This window comes from Glycomyces sp. NPDC050141 (assembly GCF_055586545.1).
Genome location: NZ_JBVJHZ010000008.1, coordinates 35,234 through 52,704 on the forward strand (window position 1 = coordinate 35,234; position 17,471 = coordinate 52,704).

23 protein-coding genes and 2 other RNA genes are annotated in these 17,471 nt (G+C 69.5%); 18 read left to right on the top strand and 7 right to left on the bottom strand.

Annotated elements, in window-relative coordinates:
* Window positions 1-137: 137 nt before the first annotated feature.
* Window positions 138-1,040: a DMT family transporter gene (locus ACZ60M_RS07095; RefSeq protein WP_465415566.1), complete on the bottom strand. Its 903-nt coding sequence runs from the start codon at window positions 1,038-1,040 to the stop codon at window positions 138-140.
* Window positions 1,041-1,847, bottom strand: a complete 807-nt coding sequence (locus ACZ60M_RS07100) for a GntR family transcriptional regulator (protein ID WP_465415567.1) — start codon at window positions 1,845-1,847, stop codon at window positions 1,041-1,043.
* A 130-nt stretch (window positions 1,848-1,977) separates the two neighbouring features.
* On the opposite strand from ACZ60M_RS07100, the gene ACZ60M_RS07105 reads away from it, so the two are divergent.
* The 16 genes from ACZ60M_RS07105 to ACZ60M_RS07180 all read left to right on the top strand — a co-directional run bounded on the left by ACZ60M_RS07105 (window position 1,978) and on the right by ACZ60M_RS07180 (window position 11,758).
* The gene (locus tag ACZ60M_RS07105; RefSeq protein ID WP_465415569.1) at window positions 1,978-2,496 is read left to right on the top strand and encodes a hypothetical protein; all 519 of its coding nucleotides are present in this window, start codon (window positions 1,978-1,980) and stop codon (window positions 2,494-2,496) included.
* On the top strand, window positions 2,496-2,726 hold the full coding sequence (locus ACZ60M_RS07110) for a hypothetical protein (protein ID WP_465415571.1): 231 nt from the start codon (window positions 2,496-2,498) through the stop codon (window positions 2,724-2,726). Before ACZ60M_RS07105 ends, ACZ60M_RS07110 begins: the two co-directional genes overlap by 1 nt.
* An RNA gene (locus ACZ60M_RS07115) (hammerhead ribozyme type II) lies at window positions 2,726-2,796 on the top strand. Before ACZ60M_RS07110 ends, ACZ60M_RS07115 begins: the two co-directional genes overlap by 1 nt.
* A gap of 22 nt (window positions 2,797-2,818) precedes the next feature.
* Window positions 2,819-3,286 (top strand): single-stranded DNA-binding protein, encoded by a 468-nt coding sequence (gene ssb / locus ACZ60M_RS07120; protein ID WP_465415573.1) that lies wholly within the window; start codon window positions 2,819-2,821, stop codon window positions 3,284-3,286.
* A 93-nt stretch (window positions 3,287-3,379) separates the two neighbouring features.
* A complete protein-coding gene (locus ACZ60M_RS07125) occupies window positions 3,380-3,733 on the top strand; it encodes a hypothetical protein (protein WP_465415575.1) in 354 nt (117 codons plus the stop codon).
* Window positions 3,730-3,888 carry a hypothetical protein gene (locus tag ACZ60M_RS07130; protein WP_465415576.1) on the top strand — a complete coding sequence of 53 codons (159 nt, stop codon included), beginning with the start codon at window positions 3,730-3,732 and terminating at the stop codon, window positions 3,886-3,888. Before ACZ60M_RS07125 ends, ACZ60M_RS07130 begins: the two co-directional genes overlap by 4 nt.
* Before the next feature lie 78 nt (window positions 3,889-3,966).
* Window positions 3,967-4,040: hammerhead ribozyme type II (locus tag ACZ60M_RS07135), an RNA gene on the top strand.
* A gap of 15 nt (window positions 4,041-4,055) precedes the next feature.
* On the top strand, window positions 4,056-4,514 hold the full coding sequence (locus ACZ60M_RS07140; protein ID WP_465415578.1) for an NUDIX domain-containing protein: 459 nt from the start codon (window positions 4,056-4,058) through the stop codon (window positions 4,512-4,514).
* A gap of 94 nt (window positions 4,515-4,608) precedes the next feature.
* Window positions 4,609-4,836: a hypothetical protein gene (locus ACZ60M_RS07145; RefSeq protein WP_465415580.1), complete on the top strand. Its 228-nt coding sequence runs from the start codon at window positions 4,609-4,611 to the stop codon at window positions 4,834-4,836.
* A gap of 93 nt (window positions 4,837-4,929) precedes the next feature.
* Window positions 4,930-5,289: an RRQRL motif-containing zinc-binding protein gene (locus ACZ60M_RS07150; RefSeq protein WP_465415582.1), complete on the top strand. Its 360-nt coding sequence runs from the start codon at window positions 4,930-4,932 to the stop codon at window positions 5,287-5,289.
* On the top strand, window positions 5,286-6,587 hold the full coding sequence (locus ACZ60M_RS07155) for a hypothetical protein (RefSeq protein WP_465415584.1): 1,302 nt from the start codon (window positions 5,286-5,288) through the stop codon (window positions 6,585-6,587). Before ACZ60M_RS07150 ends, ACZ60M_RS07155 begins: the two co-directional genes overlap by 4 nt.
* 46 nt (window positions 6,588-6,633) lie before the next feature.
* On the top strand, window positions 6,634-7,257 hold the full coding sequence (locus ACZ60M_RS07160; RefSeq protein ID WP_465415585.1) for a hypothetical protein: 624 nt from the start codon (window positions 6,634-6,636) through the stop codon (window positions 7,255-7,257).
* 58 nt (window positions 7,258-7,315) lie between these two features.
* Window positions 7,316-7,705 (top strand): hypothetical protein, encoded by a 390-nt coding sequence (locus tag ACZ60M_RS07165; RefSeq protein WP_465415587.1) that lies wholly within the window; start codon window positions 7,316-7,318, stop codon window positions 7,703-7,705.
* Window positions 7,706-7,716: 11 nt separating this feature from the next.
* On the top strand, window positions 7,717-9,306 hold the full coding sequence (locus tag ACZ60M_RS07170) for a hypothetical protein (protein ID WP_465415588.1): 1,590 nt from the start codon (window positions 7,717-7,719) through the stop codon (window positions 9,304-9,306).
* A 315-nt stretch (window positions 9,307-9,621) separates the two neighbouring features.
* Complete coding sequence (locus ACZ60M_RS07175) at window positions 9,622-10,809, top strand: NAD(P)/FAD-dependent oxidoreductase (protein WP_465415589.1); 1,188 nt, start codon at window positions 9,622-9,624, stop codon at window positions 10,807-10,809.
* A 10-nt stretch (window positions 10,810-10,819) separates the two neighbouring features.
* Window positions 10,820-11,758, top strand: a complete 939-nt coding sequence (locus ACZ60M_RS07180; protein ID WP_465415591.1) for a sigma-70 family RNA polymerase sigma factor — start codon at window positions 10,820-10,822, stop codon at window positions 11,756-11,758.
* 3 nt (window positions 11,759-11,761) lie between these two features.
* On the opposite strand, the gene ACZ60M_RS07185 is transcribed toward ACZ60M_RS07180, so the two are convergent.
* The 4 genes from ACZ60M_RS07185 to ACZ60M_RS07200 all read right to left on the bottom strand — a co-directional run bounded on the left by ACZ60M_RS07185 (window position 11,762) and on the right by ACZ60M_RS07200 (window position 14,784).
* Window positions 11,762-12,142 carry a VOC family protein gene (locus tag ACZ60M_RS07185; RefSeq protein ID WP_465415593.1) on the bottom strand — a complete coding sequence of 127 codons (381 nt, stop codon included), beginning with the start codon at window positions 12,140-12,142 and terminating at the stop codon, window positions 11,762-11,764.
* Window positions 12,143-12,231: 89 nt separating this feature from the next.
* A complete protein-coding gene (locus tag ACZ60M_RS07190) occupies window positions 12,232-13,131 on the bottom strand; it encodes an aminoglycoside phosphotransferase family protein (RefSeq protein ID WP_465415595.1) in 900 nt (299 codons plus the stop codon).
* 23 nt (window positions 13,132-13,154) lie between these two features.
* Window positions 13,155-13,823 carry an alpha/beta fold hydrolase gene (locus ACZ60M_RS07195; protein ID WP_465415597.1) on the bottom strand — a complete coding sequence of 223 codons (669 nt, stop codon included), beginning with the start codon at window positions 13,821-13,823 and terminating at the stop codon, window positions 13,155-13,157.
* Window positions 13,816-14,784: an EamA family transporter gene (locus tag ACZ60M_RS07200; protein WP_465415598.1), complete on the bottom strand. Its 969-nt coding sequence runs from the start codon at window positions 14,782-14,784 to the stop codon at window positions 13,816-13,818. The genes ACZ60M_RS07195 and ACZ60M_RS07200 overlap by 8 nt, the downstream gene beginning before the upstream one ends.
* A gap of 132 nt (window positions 14,785-14,916) precedes the next feature.
* On the opposite strand from ACZ60M_RS07200, the gene ACZ60M_RS07205 reads away from it, so the two are divergent.
* On the top strand, window positions 14,917-15,579 hold the full coding sequence (locus ACZ60M_RS07205; RefSeq protein WP_465415600.1) for a PadR family transcriptional regulator: 663 nt from the start codon (window positions 14,917-14,919) through the stop codon (window positions 15,577-15,579).
* A 168-nt stretch (window positions 15,580-15,747) separates the two neighbouring features.
* Window positions 15,748-16,938, top strand: coding sequence for an FAD-dependent oxidoreductase (locus ACZ60M_RS07210; protein WP_465415602.1), 1,191 nt, complete (start codon window positions 15,748-15,750; stop codon window positions 16,936-16,938).
* 52 nt (window positions 16,939-16,990) lie between these two features.
* Here ACZ60M_RS07210 and ACZ60M_RS07215 read toward each other — a convergent pair whose 3' ends face one another.
* Window positions 16,991-17,422, bottom strand: coding sequence for a hypothetical protein (locus tag ACZ60M_RS07215; protein ID WP_465415604.1), 432 nt, complete (start codon window positions 17,420-17,422; stop codon window positions 16,991-16,993).
* Window positions 17,423-17,471 lie beyond the last annotated feature (49 nt).

Sequence of the window (17,471 nt, forward strand, 5' to 3'; positions counted from 1 at the left end):
GAAGCGAGTTGGCGGAAGTCGAACCGAAGCACCGTCCGGTGAACGGCCGACAGGGGATGCCACCAGGTCAAATCACGGCGATGCGAGAGGCCCTTGACAACTACCAAGGGCCTCTCGTGCTCTCGTGGCGAAATCCCCTATGTTTCAGCCTCGGTTTGAGCAGGACGCTGGTCGGTTCTCCGAAGCCTTGCTGCGGCGAGAACTACGATCATCCCCACGATGACTTGGAGTTTGGGCCGTTCGCCTAGGGCGGCCATTCCAAGCACTACGGCTACGACGGGCAGCAGGTAGACGACAATTGATGCCGCAGTTGGGCCATCGTCAGTGATGATTCGGTAGTTGAGAACATAAGCGATGCCTGTCCCGAACGCTCCGAGGATGACAACGGCAACGACAGGCTCAAGCTCCCAGCTCGGCGTGGACCAGCCGAGCATCGGCACCATGAGGAGGGTGATACCAGTCGCGCATATCAGTTGACCCGCTGCCATGCTCAACGCGCCAAGCTTCTGCCTCGCCAAGAAGCGGCCGATGTAGACATAGCTCACGCCGTAGGAGGCAGCCGCCGCAAGGCATGCCATTCCGCCCCAGCTGGCGATCTCCGAGCCATAGCGCCAAGGGGAGAAGATCAACAGCACCCCGGCGAATCCCAGTACAAGACTCCACGCGTTCTGCCTGGCAGATCGTCCGCTTCGATACGCCAATACCGTGAGCAGGACTGTCCAGAGCGGTGTCGATGCGTTGATGACCCCTGCTGTGGCCGAGGAGACCGTCTCCTCTCCGATGCCGAAGAGCAGGTACGGGATCGCGTTGCCGAATAGCGCCGCAACAGTGAGGTGGCCCCAGGTCGCCCATCCTGCAGGGAGGCCGACACCTCGCAGGCGCAGGATTGACAGGAGCACGGCGGCCCCAAGAGCCATGCGCAACAAGGTGATCTGGATCGGGGAGAACCCTTCCAGCCCTACCTTGATCCACAGGAAGCTTGAGCCCCACAAGGCCGCCAACGCGGCAACGCGAAGTGTTCCAAGGTGCCGCAGGGCCACCTAGTCCTCGATCCGAATTCGGTAGTCGAGTCCGTTGATATCGGCCCGCATCGTGAAGTGGGTGACCTCGAAGGGCTGGTCATCCTGGTCGATGCCTGTATGGATGACGTCGATGACCGGGACACCGGCAGGGATCATCAGGCCCTTGATTTCCTCGGGCGTCGGCATCCGGGAGGAGATCTCCTCGCGGATCGCGGAGATGCGGTGGCCCCGGTCCTCGAAACGGCCGTACAGGCTGCCCTTGCCCAAGTTCGCGGAGTTCTCGAGCGGGCTGCCTTTGGCAATCTCCAGGGGGATGAAGGTGACGCCGACCTGCACGGGTTCCTCGTCGGCGTAGTACCAGTTCTCCCGCCGGACGACGAAGTCCTCATCCGTCGAGAGCCCGAGTCGCGTCGCGACATTCGCAGGCGGTCGGATGGTCGTGATGGTGCAGTCGACGTGCGGCGTCTTCCCTTGCTTCTCGACCTCGGCGCGGAACGGGGATTTCCCGGTCTCCTCCCGAAGTCGATTCGAGTAGCGCTCGGCGCCGAGTCTGAGCAGTCGCCGTGGACCTCGGACCGTTGGTCGAGCCCTGTCCCTGTTGTCGAGCAGGCCTTCGGTGATGAGGATCTTCACGGCCTCGGCCACGGTATTGCGGGCGTGTCTATACCGATTGACCAGGTCCCGCTGCGAGGGCAACTTCTCGCCTGGTTCGTAGACACCGTTGATGATGTCGTCCCGGAGTTCGTTCGCCATCTGGTGCCGCGGCGCGAGCTTCGTGGGCTCTTCGGGTCCGGTCTCTTCGTGGCCGGTGGTCTGGTTGGTCATCCGTTTCACCTCGTAGATCAGCGTATCTCAACTGGCTTGGGCCAGATGCTTGCGTGAGCCGAATCATCCATGCTATAACTGGCTTAAGCCAGATCTGGCTTAAGCCAGTTTCGCTCCCTTGGAGGTACGCATGGATTTCGACGGTTCTCATCCGGTCGCTTCGGCGGCGGCGCGTCTGTGCCGTGCCGAGCACGGTCACTCCCCGTCGTGGGACGACGTTGCTTGCCCGGGGTGCTGGGATGCCGCGCTCATCGCGGACAAGGAAGCCGCCGCTGAGTCTGGTCTTGACCTTGAGTGCCCGGCCGACCCGGACCTGATCGATGAGGTCGCGGTGGACCGCGCGGTGGCCGGCGTCGCGGTCGAGTTGACCGTGGCGGAGTGGCAGGCCGCGAAGCGGGCGCTCATGCACCGCCGCCAGGTGTGTCTGACGCACGCCCGGTTCCTTCTCTCCCGCAACGTCACCGTGGTCGACAGCCTGGGCAACGCCCTCGACGCCCCGGTTCTCAGTGCCGCGTCTCGCGGTGCCTCTCCCTCGCGCATCGTCACCCTCGCAGCCAAGGCCCGATCCCGCCGTCGTTCGGCGCGTCGGGCCTCGTTCGTGTCCGGTCTGCACGCGGGTTCCCGCGTCACGGCTGGGGCGGTGGCGTGATGAGCGACGGGATCTGGATGTCTTCCGATGATCTGGCCGAGATCGACGCCCAGGCCGAGGCCGATGGCGAGGAGATCCGGCGACTCACCACCCTCTCCGATCGCCTTGAGGCTGCGGTCAATTTGGCCGCTGGCCTGTTCAACCACCTGGTCCTGACCGGCGAGGTCTCCGACCGGGCGCGCATCGACGAGATCGACGCCTGGTTGGCCTTGTACAGGCCGGGCGAGTGAGGCGAAACCAGGCCTTCGGGCCTTGGTCCATCCCGGGTGGCTTCCGGGGTGCTGACGAGCCAAGCCGATGCAGTGGAAGGGAAGTGGTGCCCATGCAGGGAACCAGCGAAGTGACCGTGGTCGGGAACCTGACGGCCGACCCCGAGGTGAAGTACGCCGCCTCCGGGAAGGCGTGGGCGCGGTTCACCGTGGCGCAGACCCCGCGCCGGTTCGACTCCGCCCAGAACCGGTGGGTCGACGGGGACACGTTGTTCATGCGCTGCACCGCGTTCGGGCCGATCGCGGAGAACGCGGCGAACTCGCTGTCGAAGGGGCAGCGGGTGATCGCGGTCGGGAAGCTCCGCCAGTCCGAGTGGCAGACCCCCGAGGGCCAGAAGCGGACCGCGATCGAGCTGGTCGCCGACGAGGTCGGCCCCTCGCTCCAGTGGGCGACCGCCCAGGTCGTCAAGGCCGCCAAGGGCAACGGTGGCGCTCCGGCGGACGACCCGTGGTCCGGGCAGACCTCACGCGAGCCGGTCGCCGCTGCTGCTGGCGGTTTCGCCAACAACCCGCCGTTCTAGCGGCCTTGCCCGGCTCCGTCCTTCACCGCCCGGCACGGGGCGAGCGGTGAAGGAGCGGTGGCAGTCAAGACCCAAGACAGAGAGGAAGCACCGATGGACACCAACGAACGCGCCGAGCTGCTGGCGCAGGCCCGCGAGCTGATCGACTGGCTCGAGAACCACCCCGAGGTCCCGATCGACAAGGTCGAGGCCCGCTACTCGGTCCGCGGCGAGTCGGACACTGCGGAGTCGGCCGAACTCGCCCGTATCAGCGAGGCGGCCGACATCCCGATCACTGGCGTCCACGGCATGTCTGCCGAAGGTCAGGCCCACCGGTTCGTCCGCCACGGCGACTGGTTCGGTGCGGTCGCGTACCAGGCAGTGGCGATCACGAGCGAGCACATGCAGCGCCACGCCGCGCACATGTCCTATGCCAACTACGTCGAGCCCGTGGCGGTGGCGGCATGACGAAGATCCGCATCATCGGCCTCCCGTCCGAGGCGCAGCAGGTCGTCACCCAGCTCTCCCGGCTCCTGCCGGTCCAGTCCGTCTCCGAGCCGAAGGCGTGCCGCAAGGCGCAAGAGCGGGGCCAGGTCCGCATCTACGTGGAGGTCGGACTGTGACCGCGCACCGCGTGACCTGCCCCGACTGCGGCGGCGGCCACTACTCCTCGACCTGCACGAACCGACCACGCAATCACTAGGCGAAACCCGGGCTCTCGGGCCCGTGGTCCGTCGCGAGGTGGCACCTCCGGCGCTGACGAGCCAAGCCGAACCCCAAGGGAGACAACATGTCGGGAACCAACGACACGGTCGAGACGATCAGCCTCACCACCGACATCATCGCGTTCCGCGGTGACGAGGTGCTGCTGATCGAACGCGGCTGGGAGCCCTTCAAAGGCTGCCTGACACTGCCCGGCGGGTACGTCGACCTCGGCGAGACCAGCCGGGCCGCCGCCGCCCGCGAAGCCGCCGAGGAAACCCACCTCGACCTCGACCCCGACCGGCTCTACCAGGTCGGCGTCTACGACGAGCCCGACCGCGACCCGCGTGGCCGCGTCGTCTCGATCGCCTACGCCGTGACCGTGCCGCTCGGGACGACCGCCCAGGCGGGCGACGACGCCGCCTCCGCTCAGTGGGTCGACGTCGAGGACGCGTTCAAGCGCCCGATGGCCTTCGACCACAAGGACATTCTCGCCGACGCCTACAGCGCCCTGCTGGACGGCGAACTCGACCACCACGACGACTAGGCGAAACGCGACCCCGCCTGGCGGGTGTCGCGTCCGGTGCCGGGCGGCTCCCGGCCCGCTGACGAGCCAAGCCAACACGCGAAGGAGGAAGCCTATGGGCGGCAAGAAACTCACCTGGACCAAGACCTTTCCGGACAGTCGGGTTGCGAAGGCGGAGACCGAGGAGCACGTCTTCCTCGTCTGCAGGCGCGACAACGACAGCGAGTTGACGGTTTTCCGCAAGGACGCTGAGGCCGATCTCGGGCGGGTGAAGGAGTCCACGTCCTATCACCGCACGGATCGCGACGCGCGGGACGCCGCTCGCCGAGCCAGCAAGTACTAGGCGAAACCCGGGCCTTTGGGCCCGTGGTCCGGATGAGGGTGGCTCCCTCTCCGCTGACGAGCCAAGCCACATCACTTCAGGAGGGAGGCGGCCGTGTACCGAGCCGAGTTCGACGATCCGACCGGAGCACGCCACGGCGGGCTGCCGACGTTCAACTACAAGCACGCTCCGGCGGGCCTGTACACGCGCCGTCAGCTCGCCGAGCGCGGCCTGACTCCGGGCCGCCAGCCGATCGCCGCGCAGATCCTGTGGCGCTGCGGCCGTCGCTTCGCCTACCTCTACCGCCCCGAGCTGGCCTGGCCCAAGCGCCCCGCGACCGAGGCCCAGCTTGCCGCGCTGCTGAAAGCCCATGTCGCGCAGTGCATCTGCCCGACCTGCGGCACCGAGTACGGCTACTACATCCCGCGCAGCCTGGGCGAATGCCTGGCCTGCCACGAAGGAGCCTCCGCATGAGCACCATCGACAACACCCTGACCGGGCCCGACGAGCCTGGGAACGACTGGGCAGCGTTCGAGGACGCGGTCCTGGCCGCCACCGGCGTCGAACCGACCCCGGTCCCCCCGGTGCCCGCCATGGACGAGGCCCCCTCCGCTGTGGTTGAGGCGGAGGTGGATTCCGACGCTGACGTTGATCTGTGGCCGCGCGTGAGAGACGCCAAGGGCCGCCCGACCGACGAGATCGCCCGCCCCAACCCGGCGGCGGCCCGCGCCGCCCTGGCCAAGGCCGACTCACTGACCGTGGCCGATGTCGAGCGTTTGGCTGAGGCGATCTCCGAGTACGAGGCCAGCGAGGTCATCGGCCAGGCCTTCGCGCGGCGCGCAGCCGAGCGGAAGGCGGACGGCGAAGTCGCCGAGTTGCGCATGGGCCTCGCGGTCGACGGCGCGCGTCGTCAGACCCTGCATGAGGCGAAGCTCGACGAGTCGCGTCGGCGTCGTGAGCGCCGTGCTGCGGCGGCGCGGGAACGCCGCGACCGTGTGCTCGACCCGAGCATGCGGATGGTGCGCCTGGCCTTCGCCGAGCGGATCGTGCCGTGGATCGCGGTCCTGCCCGCCGCCCTCGCGGCGGTGCTCGGCGCGGTCAACGTCGGCGTCCAGCTCGACGCGCTCTCACCGGGGACGCACCTCATCAACTGGCTAGTCGAGCCGCTGATCACGCTGCCGATCATCGCGATCTTGGTGGCGCAGATCCTCGGCGCAGTCGGAGAAGGCGACGACAACCCGTACCGGGTCCTGGAATGGGCCCTCGTCACGGTCGCGGTCGGCCTCAACGTCGGCCTGCACGCCGCCGTCGACGAGGGCTTCACGGCGGCCGCGGCGGTGTGGGTGATCGTCCCGGCCGGGTTCGCGATCTCGGCGCACTTGGTACCGAAGCTCATCGCCGAGGTCCGCACCGCCCTCGCCGAGGCCTCCGACGAGCCGGACACGTTCGCCGCCGAGGCCGTCCGCTTCGGGTCTGGACTGGGGCCGGTCCACGTGGACTCGGACTGGACCGGCCCTGGACTGGCCCTGGACCGGGAGTGGACCGGGCCTGGACCGTCGCAGGTCAGCGGCGAGTCCACTCCTGAACCCCGGTCCGATACCGAACTGCTCGCCGAGTTCAGCGAGGCCATCCGGAACGGGCGGATCGACCCCAAGACCGGGCAGGTGATCGACCCGCGCAACGCCGAGTCGATCCGCCGGACCCTCGGATGCGCCAAGATCCGCGCCCGCGCTTTGAAGGCCTGGTTCGACGCGCAAACCGACACCCACTAGCCACCGACCGGCCGTCCGGCCACCGATCCGAGAAGAGGAGATGAAGATGACCGCTGAAGCCGCCGCGTGGAGCCCGTTCGAGAACGGGTCTGCGGCCCCGCAAACACCCGCGCCAGAACCGGCCGAACCGGCCGTGAACGCCGACCCTGCACCCTGCACCCTGCACCGCCACCTCCGGGTCGTCCCGGACGACGATGCAGCTCAGACGGGGACCGCAGCGCCCGAAACCCTGCACCCTGCACCCGATCCGGGTGTAGCGAGTGCAGGGTCGGGCCCGGCCGTCACCGAGCCCGAGACCGCCGCTGAGACGGCACCCGAAGCCGTCCCCGCCGAGGCACACGAAGCCGACGAAGCGGCGGCCGAGGTCGCCCCGGCCGGGGTCTCGATGGCTGAGCGGCTCGCGGACTTCCGGGCGGTCTGGGTGCCGCCGGACTGGCGGACCGAGCGTCCGGCCTCGCTCGACGAGGTCATCGCCTACGCCGACACCGCGCCCTGGTGCGCGGGGGAGGGCAAGGCCCGCAAGGCCGGGCGCGTCTACAACCGCGTCGTCGCCGTCCCGGTCTCGGCGCTCGCCTACGTCCTGGCCTGGATCGTCCAGCGGCCCGGCCGCGCCGTCACGGTCGGCCTAGCGGTCGGCCTGTGGGGGCTGGTCCTCCTCGTCGCGTTCTAGACCACCGAATCGAACCCGTTCCACCGCAACCGACTACATCGAAACCGAGAGGTACCTCATGGAATTCATCGCAACGGGCAGCCTGATCACCTGGGTCGTGCTCGCACTGTTCAAAGTCCACCCCAAGGCCCAGTACACGTTCCTGTTCCTGTTCGGCCTCGGTGTCGCCGGGGGCATCGCTGGTGAGTGGCTGGGCAAGATCGGCGCCTGGCTGGTCGAGCTGTCCTCGATGGGCACCGGCGCGCTCCTGGGCGCCTCTGCCGGGTGGGCGATCGCGCTGGGGATCGTCCTGTTCTGGGTCCTGGTGATGATCCCGCACAGCCTGGAACCGGCCGGGGCCGAGTCCTCGGGCGGCAAGGGCTGGATTCACTGGACCACGATCTGCTTCTCGCCCCTGGTCGCCCCGATGTTCGGCATCGTCTTCGGCACCATCGCGGCCCTGGCGTAAGGGGCCTGGTCATGATCGAGATCATCGCCGTCATCGCGATCACCGCCGTGCTCGGCCACGCGCTCGGTATGAACGTCACCGACGCGATCCACGCCGTCAAGGGCACCGAGTCGCCCCGGATGCAGAAGTTCGCCGCCCGCCGCGAGACCGGCACGGCAGGCCGTCGCGGGTTCGGCCGGTACTGGGACGAGGCGTGGGAAGCCGCCGCGGCCCGGCGTCGCAAGACCGTCGACGCCTACGGCTACAAGCCCGGGCCCTCGGCGTGGCTGACCGCGCTGTGGACGGCGGGCTGGGCCAAGGCCATCAACCGGTTCGGCCCGGCCTCCCTGCGACCCAAGCAACCCGAACCCGAACCTGCACCGGTCGCGGTCGACCAGGACGCGCTCGGCGCGCCCGTCGCGATCGACGCGGAGCTGGAGACCGCGCCCGCCGACAGCGTCGACGAGGCCTTCGACTCCATCCCGCGCACCGCGCAGCCGATCCCGGCCGAACCCGCCGAGACCGAAGACGACGCGCCGGAGCCGGTCAACGGGATCGAGGTCGAGGTGCCGGTCATGCCGCAGTGGGAAGGCGGCGAGACCACCGACGAGCCTTGGAACCCGTTCGTTACTTCACCGTCCGAACCGGACGACGACGAGACTCGCTGGCTCGAACTCAGCAAGCAGGCGGTCCGCGACCACGGCTTGGCCGTGAGCAGCAAGGGCTACTGGGTCTTCATGCTGGCCCACACCAGATTCGGCGGCGACTTCACGCAGGCCGAGGCCGAATACGAACGGCACCGGCAGGAGCTCGCCGACCGGCAGGCAGCGTATGCGGCGGCCGACAGCACCGGGCTGAGCGGCGGGAAGTACCGGCAGTTCGTCGAGTCCTACCTGCGCTACGACGGCGACTTCGACCGGGCCTACCGCTCGGCGTTCCCCGAGGCCTTCACTCAGGAAGCCGACGCGACCGAAGACACCTCGCCCGAACCGGGCCCGGACGGAGACACGGCTGACTTGGCCGAGGTCCCCGAGGCGGAGCTGCCGCCGGAGGAACGCTTCCCGGTGTTCGCCGACCGGGCCGAGCGGCAGGGGATGCCGCCCCAGGCCATCGACGCCATCCTCGACGCGCTCGATCGCGGAGAAGAGCACGTCGAGCTGTACCGCGACGAGCTCACCGGCGACACCCTGTTCCTGCCCGATGCCTACGTCGTCGCCGAGCAGGGCCGCAGGGTCGAAGCCGTCCTCGTCCCGTCCCGTCACACCGATACCGAATCCGATCTGTCCGACAACGAACCGATGAACACCAACCTTCAGGAGGCATCCATGTCCAACACCTCTGGCGAGACCGCGACCCTTCCGGCCGCGCAGCGCTACGGCAACGCGATGGTCGAGCAGCTCGGCAACGCGGTCGTCGCCGCCGAGCAGTCCCGGGCCTCGCTGGTGAACGCCGAAGTCACCGGCGAACCCATCACCGCCCTCGCGCAGGCGATGGACCAGCTGACCGCGGCCCAGACCGCGTTCGCGAACTTCGTCGCCGAACTCGCCCGCCACCAGGCCGTGGCCGACGCGCACCGCGCCGTCGCCTCGGCCGGCGGCAAGCAGTACCTGCTGGGCGACTAACCCACTCACCGGCGGGGGGGGGTTCCCCCCCCCCCCCCCCCCCCCCCCCCCCACAAAAAAAAAAAACCCCCCCCCCCACCCCCCCCCCCCCCCCCCCCCCCCCCCCCCCCCCCCCCCCCCCCCCCCCCCCTCCTCCCCCCCCCCCCCCCCCCCCCCCCCCCCCCCCCGGCCCCCCCCCCCCCGCGGCCGCATGCGGATCGGCGGGCGGCCGGCACACGCCGCTGCGCAGTGACGGAGGCCATAGCGGCGGCTTGTCATGGAATTCGGAGCTGTCCCGTTCAAAGGGCGTCAACCGAACCAGACAGGAGCGAGACCATGCAGCACCGCATCATCGTCCTCGGCGCGGGATACGCCGGCACGTTCGCCGCCGGGTACCTCGCGCGCCACCTCGACCGGGACGACTTCGCGATCACCCTCGTCAACGCCGAACCGGACTTCGTCGAGCGCTTCCGCCTCCACCAGGTCGCGGCCGGGCAGACCCTCAAGCACCGGCCGCTCGCGAACATCTTCGCGGGCACCGGCGTCCGCGTCGAACTGGCCCGCGTGACCGCCGTCGACCCCGACCAGAGGACCGTCTCGATCACCGGCGGCGACCGCCTCGGCCTGCTCGAATACGACACGCTCGTCTACGCGCTCGGCAGCACCGCCGCCGACCACGGCGTGCCGGGCGTGGGCGAGCACGCCTTCCACATCGCCTCCCGCCCTGCGGCCCTGCGGCTGCGAGACCGGCTCGATGCCCTGGGCGGCAACGGCACTGTGCTCATCGTCGGCGGCAACCTGACCGCGATCGAAGGCGCCACCGAGATCGCCGAATCCCACCCGGGCCTGAAGGTCGTGCTCGCCACCAGCGGCGAACTCGGCGGCTGGCTCGGCCCGAAAGCCCGCAGGCACCTGCTCGCAAGCTTCGAGCGGTTCGGCATCGCGATCCACGAGTACGCCCCCGTCGACCGCGTCGCGGCGGACGGCGCGTTCACCGCGCACGGGGCGTTCCTGCCTGCCGACGCGACCGTGTGGACCGCGGGCTTCGCCGTCCACCCGATCGCCGCCGCCAGCGGCCTCACCGTCGAAGCGAACGGCCAGATCACCGTCGACCGCCAGATGCGCTCGGTCTCCCACCCCGGCGTCTACGCCGCCGGGGACGCCGCGTTCGTCGTCGGCGAGAACGGCCAGCCGCTGCCGATGTCCTGCGCCTCAGCCGGGTTCACCAGCCAGCAGGCGACCGCCGCGATCATCGGCGACCTCACCGGGCGCACGGTCAAACGCACCGCGCTGGTCTACGTGGGCAACCACATCAGCCTCGGCCGCAAGGACGCGATCCTGCAGGTCGTCGGCGGCGACGTCCGGACAAAGGGCGCGATGTGCGGCCGCACCGCCGCAGGCCTCAAGAACGGCATCCTCAAGACCGCTACCTGGGGCGTCGCCAACCCGACCTGGGGTCTGCCCTCGCGCAGGCACCGCATGGCCGCCCCGGCCGTGCGCGCCGCCGAGGCGGTCGCCGCCTAGAGTGGCGCTCATGGACACCGCCACCGTGGAACGCTTCGAGGCCGGCCGGCCCCGGCTGGCCTCGTTGGCGTACCGCCTGCTCGGTTCGGCGGCCGACGCCGAGGACGTCGTGCAGGACGCGTTCCTGCGCTGGCAGGCCGCCGACCAGAGCTATATCAAGGTGCCCGAGGCGTGGCTGACCAAAGTGGTCACGAATCTCGCGCTCGACAAGCTCCGGTCGGCCCAGTCGCGCAAGGAGCGGGCGGTCGGCGCGTGGCTGCCCGAACCGCTCCTGGACGGCGACCCGATGCTCGGCCCGGCCGAGACCTTCGAGCAGCGCGAGTCCGTGTCCCTCGCCGTGCTCATGCTCCTGGAGCGCCTGTCGCCGGTCGAACGCGCCGTCTACATCCTCCGGGAAGCATTCGCCTACAGCCACAACGAGATCGCCGACATCCTCGACATCTCGGTCTCCGCGAGCCAGCAGCACGCCCTCCGCGCCCGCCGCCACGTCACGGCCGGACGCGACGCCGCCCAGGTCGACCGCGAAGCGGCCCAACGCATCGTTGAGGCGTTCCTCGACGCCGCGACCTCGGGCGAGACCGACCGACTGGTGACCTTGCTGACCGCCGACGCCACGGCCGTCACCGACGGCTTCGGGCTCCTCGAAAAGCTGCGCTACGAGTCGGTCCCGGTCCGCATCGCCGCCGCCGTCAGGGCCGGACTCAGGCCGACCCCGGCGAAACGCGCCCTCGCGGGAGGACCGCTGTCGCTCCACGCCGGGCTCGTCAACGGCGCCCCCGCCATCCTCGCCATTGTGGACGACCGAGTCGCGGGTCTGGTCGCCCTCGACCCCCGCGGCGACAAGATCGCGGGCCTCATCAGCATGGCCTCAGACCACCGCCTCACCCGGGCCACAACCCAATGGCGCCAAGGAAACCACGACGACGCCCCGCTCATCGCCTCCTGGTAGCCGCTAGGTCGCCGCCGCGCGCTCGGCAGCACTGCTGAGGACGCAGAACTCATTCTCCTCGGGGTCCGCGAGCACGGCCCAGCCGGTGCCGTCGGCATTCCGTCGATCGTGGACGAAGGTGGCGCCGAGCCCGAGCAGCCGCTCGACCTCTTCGTCGCGCGTGGTCTTCGGACGCAGGCAAAGGTGCAGTCGGTTCTTGGCGGTCTTGGGTTCCGGGACCTGGTTGAAGAAGATCGCCGGGCCGCCTGGCAGCATCACTTCCGTCTCCTCGTCGCCGGGCTTGTCCTCCGGGTGCAGGGGACGGTCGAACACGTTGCTCCAGAACCGCGCCAGCTCGTAGGCGTTCGCGCAGTCGATCGCGACGTTCTGCAGTTCAGAGACCATGCCTGCGAGTCTGCCGCAACCCCCACCCGGCCGCTACCGGATTACGGCTGGAGGGCGCCGACGCCGGGGACGCGATGCCGCAACACGGCCTAGGCGAGGAGGCGGGCGATCGTGGCTCTCCCGGCGGGCATCCAGGTGGGTTTGCCGCCGGGCCAGCCCTGTTCGCCCGCGTAGCCGACGTGCATGAGCCCGAGGGCGCGCATGAGGGCCCAGCCGCGTGCGCGCAGCTCCATGGCCTCGTCGGTGTCGGGATAGGCGTCGAGGCAGAGCCGCGCGGCGCCTTCGGGCAGGAGTATCCACGCCGCAGAGAGGTCGGTGGCCGGGTCGCCCGCGCACATGTCGCCGAAGTCCACGATGCCCGACAGGGTGCCTTCAGCCCCGACCACGTTCGCGGGGTGCAGGTCACCGTGAATCCACACGGGATGGTGTTCCCACGGGTCGGCGGCGAGTGCGTCGCTCCAGATCGCGCGCAGCGCGGCGGCGTTCTCCTCGGTCGACCAGGCGTTGATGCCCCGCTCCACGTCCTCGGTGTGGTTCGCGAGGGGCACGCTCCGGTGCGGGTTCACCGGCGCGTCCTCGGGGGCCTCCTCGTGCAGGGCCGCAAGGAACTTCGCCAGCGCCTCGGCCGCGTGCGCGCCGCGCTCGACCGGGACGTAGTCGAGCGGTGTGCCTGCGACCCAGGTGGTCACGAGCCAGGTCGCGGGAAAGTGGCCGGTCGCCTCGCCGCGCCGGACGGGAGCCGAGACGGGCAGCGGCAGCCGCCCCGCGATCTCCGGCATCCACCGGTACTCCTGCTCGAGCAGTGCGGGGCTGTCCGGCAGGCGCGGGATGCGGACCGCGAGGTCCTCGCCGACGCGCCACATCCGGTTGCCCCAGCCGCCGTCGACCTCCCGGAGTTCGAGCCCGGCCAGGTCGGGGTGCTGCTCGCGCAGCATCTCCCGCACGAAGGCTTCGTCGATTTCGATGTCGCTCAGCTGCAGCTCATCCATCAACGCAACCTACATGCCGGAGGTCAGCGCTTGCCACCTTGCAGGTCGGTCCAGTAGCGGTGGAGCCGTTCGGCCAGTTCGCGCGAGTGGGAGAGGGCGACCATGTGGCCGCCGTCGATCTCGTCGGGTTCGATGCCGAGGCGGTCCTTCACCATGCCGCGCATGAACGCGGGCGGGAAGAACCGGTCGTCGCGGCAGAGCAGGAACCGGGTCGGCACGTCGGGCCAGGCCTGCAGCGGCGACGGCTCGCCGTACCGGTCCCCAGCCGGCTCGCGGCCGCGCCTCTCGCACTCCGCGGCCAGGTCCGCGGGGACCCCGTTGAAGAACGCGTCCCCTTCAGCACCCTCAAGGTCGGTGAAGCCGGACGCGGCCCACCAGTCGTTCGGCGCCTCGCCCGGGACCGGGACCATCGCGGTCACGAACACGAGCAGCTCGGTCTCGATGCGGGAGGCGACGATCGGGGCGACGAGCCCGCCCCACGAGTGCGCGACGACCACGAGGTTCGGCTTGCCGGCGCACGCCTCGACGACCGCGTCGGCGTACTCGGAGATACCGTTCGCCGGGTCTTCGATGGGCAGGTCGACGGCGATCACCTCGTGCCCGAACCCGCGCACCGCGGGCTCGACGAGATGCCAGTCCCAGGCGGTGCTGCCGCCGCCGTGAATCAGTGCGAATGTCGCGGTCTCAGCCATGGTCGGGCTCCTTCACTGCCGCTGCTTTTCGTTGAGGGCGTTCGGTACTGACTACGATAACGACGGCCGCGATGACGACCGCGCCGCCCGCGATGATCGGCACCGTCACCGCCTCGGACAGCACCAGCCAGCCGAGGAAGACCGCGACCAGGGGGTTCACGTACGCGTAGGTCGCGACGAGCGAGATGTTCGCGGCCTGCAGCAGCCACACGTAGGCGGAGAACGCGACCACCGATCCGAAGATCACCAGGTACGCCCACGCGGCCCACGACCGCGCCGAGTACGCGGCCGGGTCGAACCGCTCACCGGCTGCCAGGCCGACGGCCAGCAGCACGACCCCGGCGATCGCCATCTCGTACACGGCCGCCACGAACGCGTCCTTCGGCATCCGCAAGCGGGGTTGCAGCCACGACCCGAACGCCCAAGACGCGGTCGACAGCATCACCAGCGCGATGGTCCAGAACGGGAACTCGCCGCCCACGCCGTTCGCGATGAGCAGCGCGGCGAGTCCGGCGAAGCCCATGAGCACGCCCACGACCGTGGCTTTCTTGGGGCGTTCGCCGGAGAGGACCCGGTACATCAGCACCCACAGCGGCACCGCCGCGATGAGGAGTGCGACCAGACCCGAAGGGGCGCCGCCGCTTTCGGCGATCGTCACCAGGCCCTGGCCGAGCACGGGCAGCAGCAGTCCGACCAGTGCGCAGGACAGCAGCTCGGCCCGGCTCAGCGCAAGCCGCGAGAAACCGCCGCGCGCCATCAATATTACGCCGAGAATGATTGCAGCACAGGCGAACCGGGCACCAGCGGCGATCATGGGAGGGATGTCCTCGACCATGATCCGGATGCCGAGGTAGGTCGAGCCCCATACGACGTAGACGATGCCGAGGGCGGCCAGGACGAGTACGGGCCGGGCCGACTGGTGCCGGCCGGTATCGGGTTCGACGTCTGTTGCTGCGGTCATGGAGACACGCTATGCCCCGGCGGCCGCAAAGCAAAACGGAAAACCTCCCATGTGAAGCCGCCTCGCGGGACCTTGCACCGGATTACTCGATCTCGTATACTCGAAGACGAGTATTGATTCGAGGTGAGTCCGATGGCCGCGAAACGCAGCCCGCGCCGCAAGGTGTCGAACCTGACCGCGCTGGCGGTCCTGTCCGCCCTCACCCACCGCCCCATGCACCCCTACGAGATGGCGCGCGCCTTCCGCGCCTGGGGCAAAGACCGTGACATGCAGGTCAAATGGGGTTCGCTCTACTCGATCGTGGCGAGCCTGGAGAAGCACGGCTTCATCGAGGCGGCCGGGACCAGCCGCGAAGGCAACCGGCCCGAACGCACCGTCTACCGGATCACCGAGACCGGTTGGAACGAAATGGTCGACTGGGCCCGCGAACTGATCGCCACCGAGGCCGACCCCGCCCGCTTCCGCGCGGGCCTCTCCGTCGCCTCCGTGATCACCCCCGACGAGGTCATCGAACTCCTGGGCCAGCGCGCCGCCCTCCTGGAACAGCGCGTCACCGACCTGCGCGAATCCTTTGCGGCATATGAGGGAAGCGTGCCGCGGCTCCTCCAGATCGAAGGCGAGCACGAACTGGCGCTCACCGAGGCCGACCTGGCCTGGACGCAGGCGCTCGGCGAAGAACTCGCCTCCGGCGCATTCCCCGATCTCGGACTCTGGCGCGCGTTCCACGCCACCGGGGAGATCCCCGAAGCACTGGCCGACCTGGCAGAAAGGAGCCTCGACGGTCAACGCGAGTAAGTGCGGTTCCGGTGGCGGCGTTGCAGCGCCGCCGCCGGAACCGCGACAACCCAGAACCGACCTTTGCGAGAGCGCAGATCCGGCCCTGAGGCGACAACCACGAGGATAACCGGGCCTCACGCTCCTGCCACGGCGGTTCATGAACCGAACCCTGAGGAAGGAAGCACCATGTCAACCACAGTGAGGACCGCCGCCGTCATCGGCGGCGGCATCGCCGGACCCGTCACCGCCGCGGCCCTGTGCATGGCCGGTATCGAGGCCACGGTCTACGAGGCGTACCCGAGCCGCGCGGACGGCGTCGGCGGCACGCTCGCCTTGGCGCCCAACGGCCTCGCGGCCCTGGAGATCATCGGCGCCGCCGAGGCGGTGGCCGCCGCCGCGCAACCGGTCCACCGCATGGACATGACCATCGGCGACCGCAAGCGGTTCACCATCCCGGGCCTCCCCGACGTCGGCCCGCTCCAGCTGCTCCACCGCACCGACCTCTACCAGGTCCTGCACGACCGGGCCGCGGAACTGGGCGTGCGGTTCGCGTACGGCAAGCGGCTGACCGGCGCCCGCGAAAGCGCGGGCTCGGTCACCGCGCTCTTCGACGACGGGACGGAGGCCGAAGCGGATGTGCTCATCGGCGCCGACGGCGTCCACTCCGCCGTCCGGGCCGTCATCGACCCGGCCAACCCGGGCCCGAAGTACACCGGGATGCTCGGGTTCGAGTCGATCGCCGACCACCGGGTGCCGCTCGACGCGGGCATCATGACCTTCGCGTTCGGCAAGCGCGGGTACTACCTGTACGGCGCGCTCCAGGACGGACGCACCCACTGGGGCGTCAACCTCCCCTTCCCGAAACCCTTGACACTCAAGGAGGTTCGCCGGACCTCGAACGAGGAGTGGATGGCGCGGCTCCGCGAGGTCTACGGCGACGACTCGCCCGGAGCCGACCTGCTCCGCACGACTGATCCCGCGACGCTGCAGGCCAGCGGCGCGCTCCACCTCATGCCGCCGGTCCCCCGCTGGCACCGTGGCCGCATGGTCCTCGTCGGCGACGCGGTCCACGCCCCCTCCAACAGCACCGGCCAGGGCGCTTCCCTCGCCATCGAGAGCGCCATCGAGCTGGCCCGCTGCCTCCGCGACCGCGACGAACCCGAAGCGGCCTTCACCGCCTACGAACGTCTGCGCCGCAACAGGGTCGAACGGGTCGCCGCCATGGGCGCGAAAGCCAACTCGGTCAAGGCCCCCGGGCCAGTGGCGCAGGCGATCCTGCCGCTCATCATGCCCCTGTTCATCAAGGCCGTGATGAACCCCGAGAAGACCCAGGGCCCCATCCAACGCCACCGCATCGACTGGGACGCAAAGGTGTAGCCGGGCCCCGGGGTGTGTAGTCCATGGCCGCGAGCCTCATGGCCCGCCCCGCTTACCGGAACAGGTCGACCACCCGCACCACCTGGTCGGCCCACAGACCCAGCACGCACAAGAGCAGCACCGTCGCGATGGCCTTCCCGTAGGCGGGCACGGCCCAAGCAGTGATGTCCTCCCAGGCCATGCGCCGCACCGGGAACAGGACGAGGACCGTCGGGATCACCGTGACCACCGTGAGCGTGATCGCCAGCCACGTCGCCGGATCGCCGTTCAACAGGTAGAGCCGCACCGTGACCGAGGACGTCAGGATCAACGACACCATGCGGTGCAGGAGCAGCTCGGCCACATGGCTCCCCATGCTGTGGTCGGGGTGCACCTGATGCGGGTGGTAGTCGATCTTCGCCCGCTGGCGCCGTTCCGCGACCAGAGACAGGATGATCGTGTAGCCGTAGGCGAACAGGACGGCGATGTAGAGGGCTTGTTCCATCGGAACTCCTGAGGGGCAGGTGAGCTGAGAGAGTTCCACAAGGGTAGGT

Coding starts and splice junctions, on each gene's coding strand:
- ACZ60M_RS07210 (WP_465415602.1), top strand. CDS start 15,748: ATGTCAACCACAGTGAGGACCGCCGCCGTCATCGGCGGCGGCATCGCC.
- ACZ60M_RS07180 (WP_465415591.1), top strand. CDS start 10,820: ATGGACACCGCCACCGTGGAACGCTTCGAGGCCGGCCGGCCCCGGCTG.
- ACZ60M_RS07205 (WP_465415600.1), top strand. CDS start 14,917: ATGGCCGCGAAACGCAGCCCGCGCCGCAAGGTGTCGAACCTGACCGCG.
- ACZ60M_RS07195 (WP_465415597.1), bottom strand. CDS start 13,823: ATGGCTGAGACCGCGACATTCGCACTGATTCACGGCGGCGGCAGCACC.
- ACZ60M_RS07175 (WP_465415589.1), top strand. CDS start 9,622: ATGCAGCACCGCATCATCGTCCTCGGCGCGGGATACGCCGGCACGTTC.
- ACZ60M_RS07130 (WP_465415576.1), top strand. CDS start 3,730: ATGACGAAGATCCGCATCATCGGCCTCCCGTCCGAGGCGCAGCAGGTC.
- ACZ60M_RS07190 (WP_465415595.1), bottom strand. CDS start 13,131: ATGGATGAGCTGCAGCTGAGCGACATCGAAATCGACGAAGCCTTCGTG.
- ACZ60M_RS07105 (WP_465415569.1), top strand. CDS start 1,978: ATGGATTTCGACGGTTCTCATCCGGTCGCTTCGGCGGCGGCGCGTCTG.
- ACZ60M_RS07140 (WP_465415578.1), top strand. CDS start 4,056: ATGTCGGGAACCAACGACACGGTCGAGACGATCAGCCTCACCACCGAC.
- ACZ60M_RS07125 (WP_465415575.1), top strand. CDS start 3,380: ATGGACACCAACGAACGCGCCGAGCTGCTGGCGCAGGCCCGCGAGCTG.
- ACZ60M_RS07100 (WP_465415567.1), bottom strand. CDS start 1,847: ATGACCAACCAGACCACCGGCCACGAAGAGACCGGACCCGAAGAGCCC.
- ACZ60M_RS07160 (WP_465415585.1), top strand. CDS start 6,634: ATGACCGCTGAAGCCGCCGCGTGGAGCCCGTTCGAGAACGGGTCTGCG.
- ACZ60M_RS07145 (WP_465415580.1), top strand. CDS start 4,609: ATGGGCGGCAAGAAACTCACCTGGACCAAGACCTTTCCGGACAGTCGG.
- ACZ60M_RS07170 (WP_465415588.1), top strand. CDS start 7,717: ATGATCGAGATCATCGCCGTCATCGCGATCACCGCCGTGCTCGGCCAC.
- ACZ60M_RS07110 (WP_465415571.1), top strand. CDS start 2,496: ATGAGCGACGGGATCTGGATGTCTTCCGATGATCTGGCCGAGATCGAC.
- ssb (WP_465415573.1), top strand. CDS start 2,819: ATGCAGGGAACCAGCGAAGTGACCGTGGTCGGGAACCTGACGGCCGAC.
- ACZ60M_RS07165 (WP_465415587.1), top strand. CDS start 7,316: ATGGAATTCATCGCAACGGGCAGCCTGATCACCTGGGTCGTGCTCGCA.
- ACZ60M_RS07185 (WP_465415593.1), bottom strand. CDS start 12,142: ATGGTCTCTGAACTGCAGAACGTCGCGATCGACTGCGCGAACGCCTAC.
- ACZ60M_RS07155 (WP_465415584.1), top strand. CDS start 5,286: ATGAGCACCATCGACAACACCCTGACCGGGCCCGACGAGCCTGGGAAC.
- ACZ60M_RS07200 (WP_465415598.1), bottom strand. CDS start 14,784: ATGACCGCAGCAACAGACGTCGAACCCGATACCGGCCGGCACCAGTCG.
- ACZ60M_RS07215 (WP_465415604.1), bottom strand. CDS start 17,422: ATGGAACAAGCCCTCTACATCGCCGTCCTGTTCGCCTACGGCTACACG.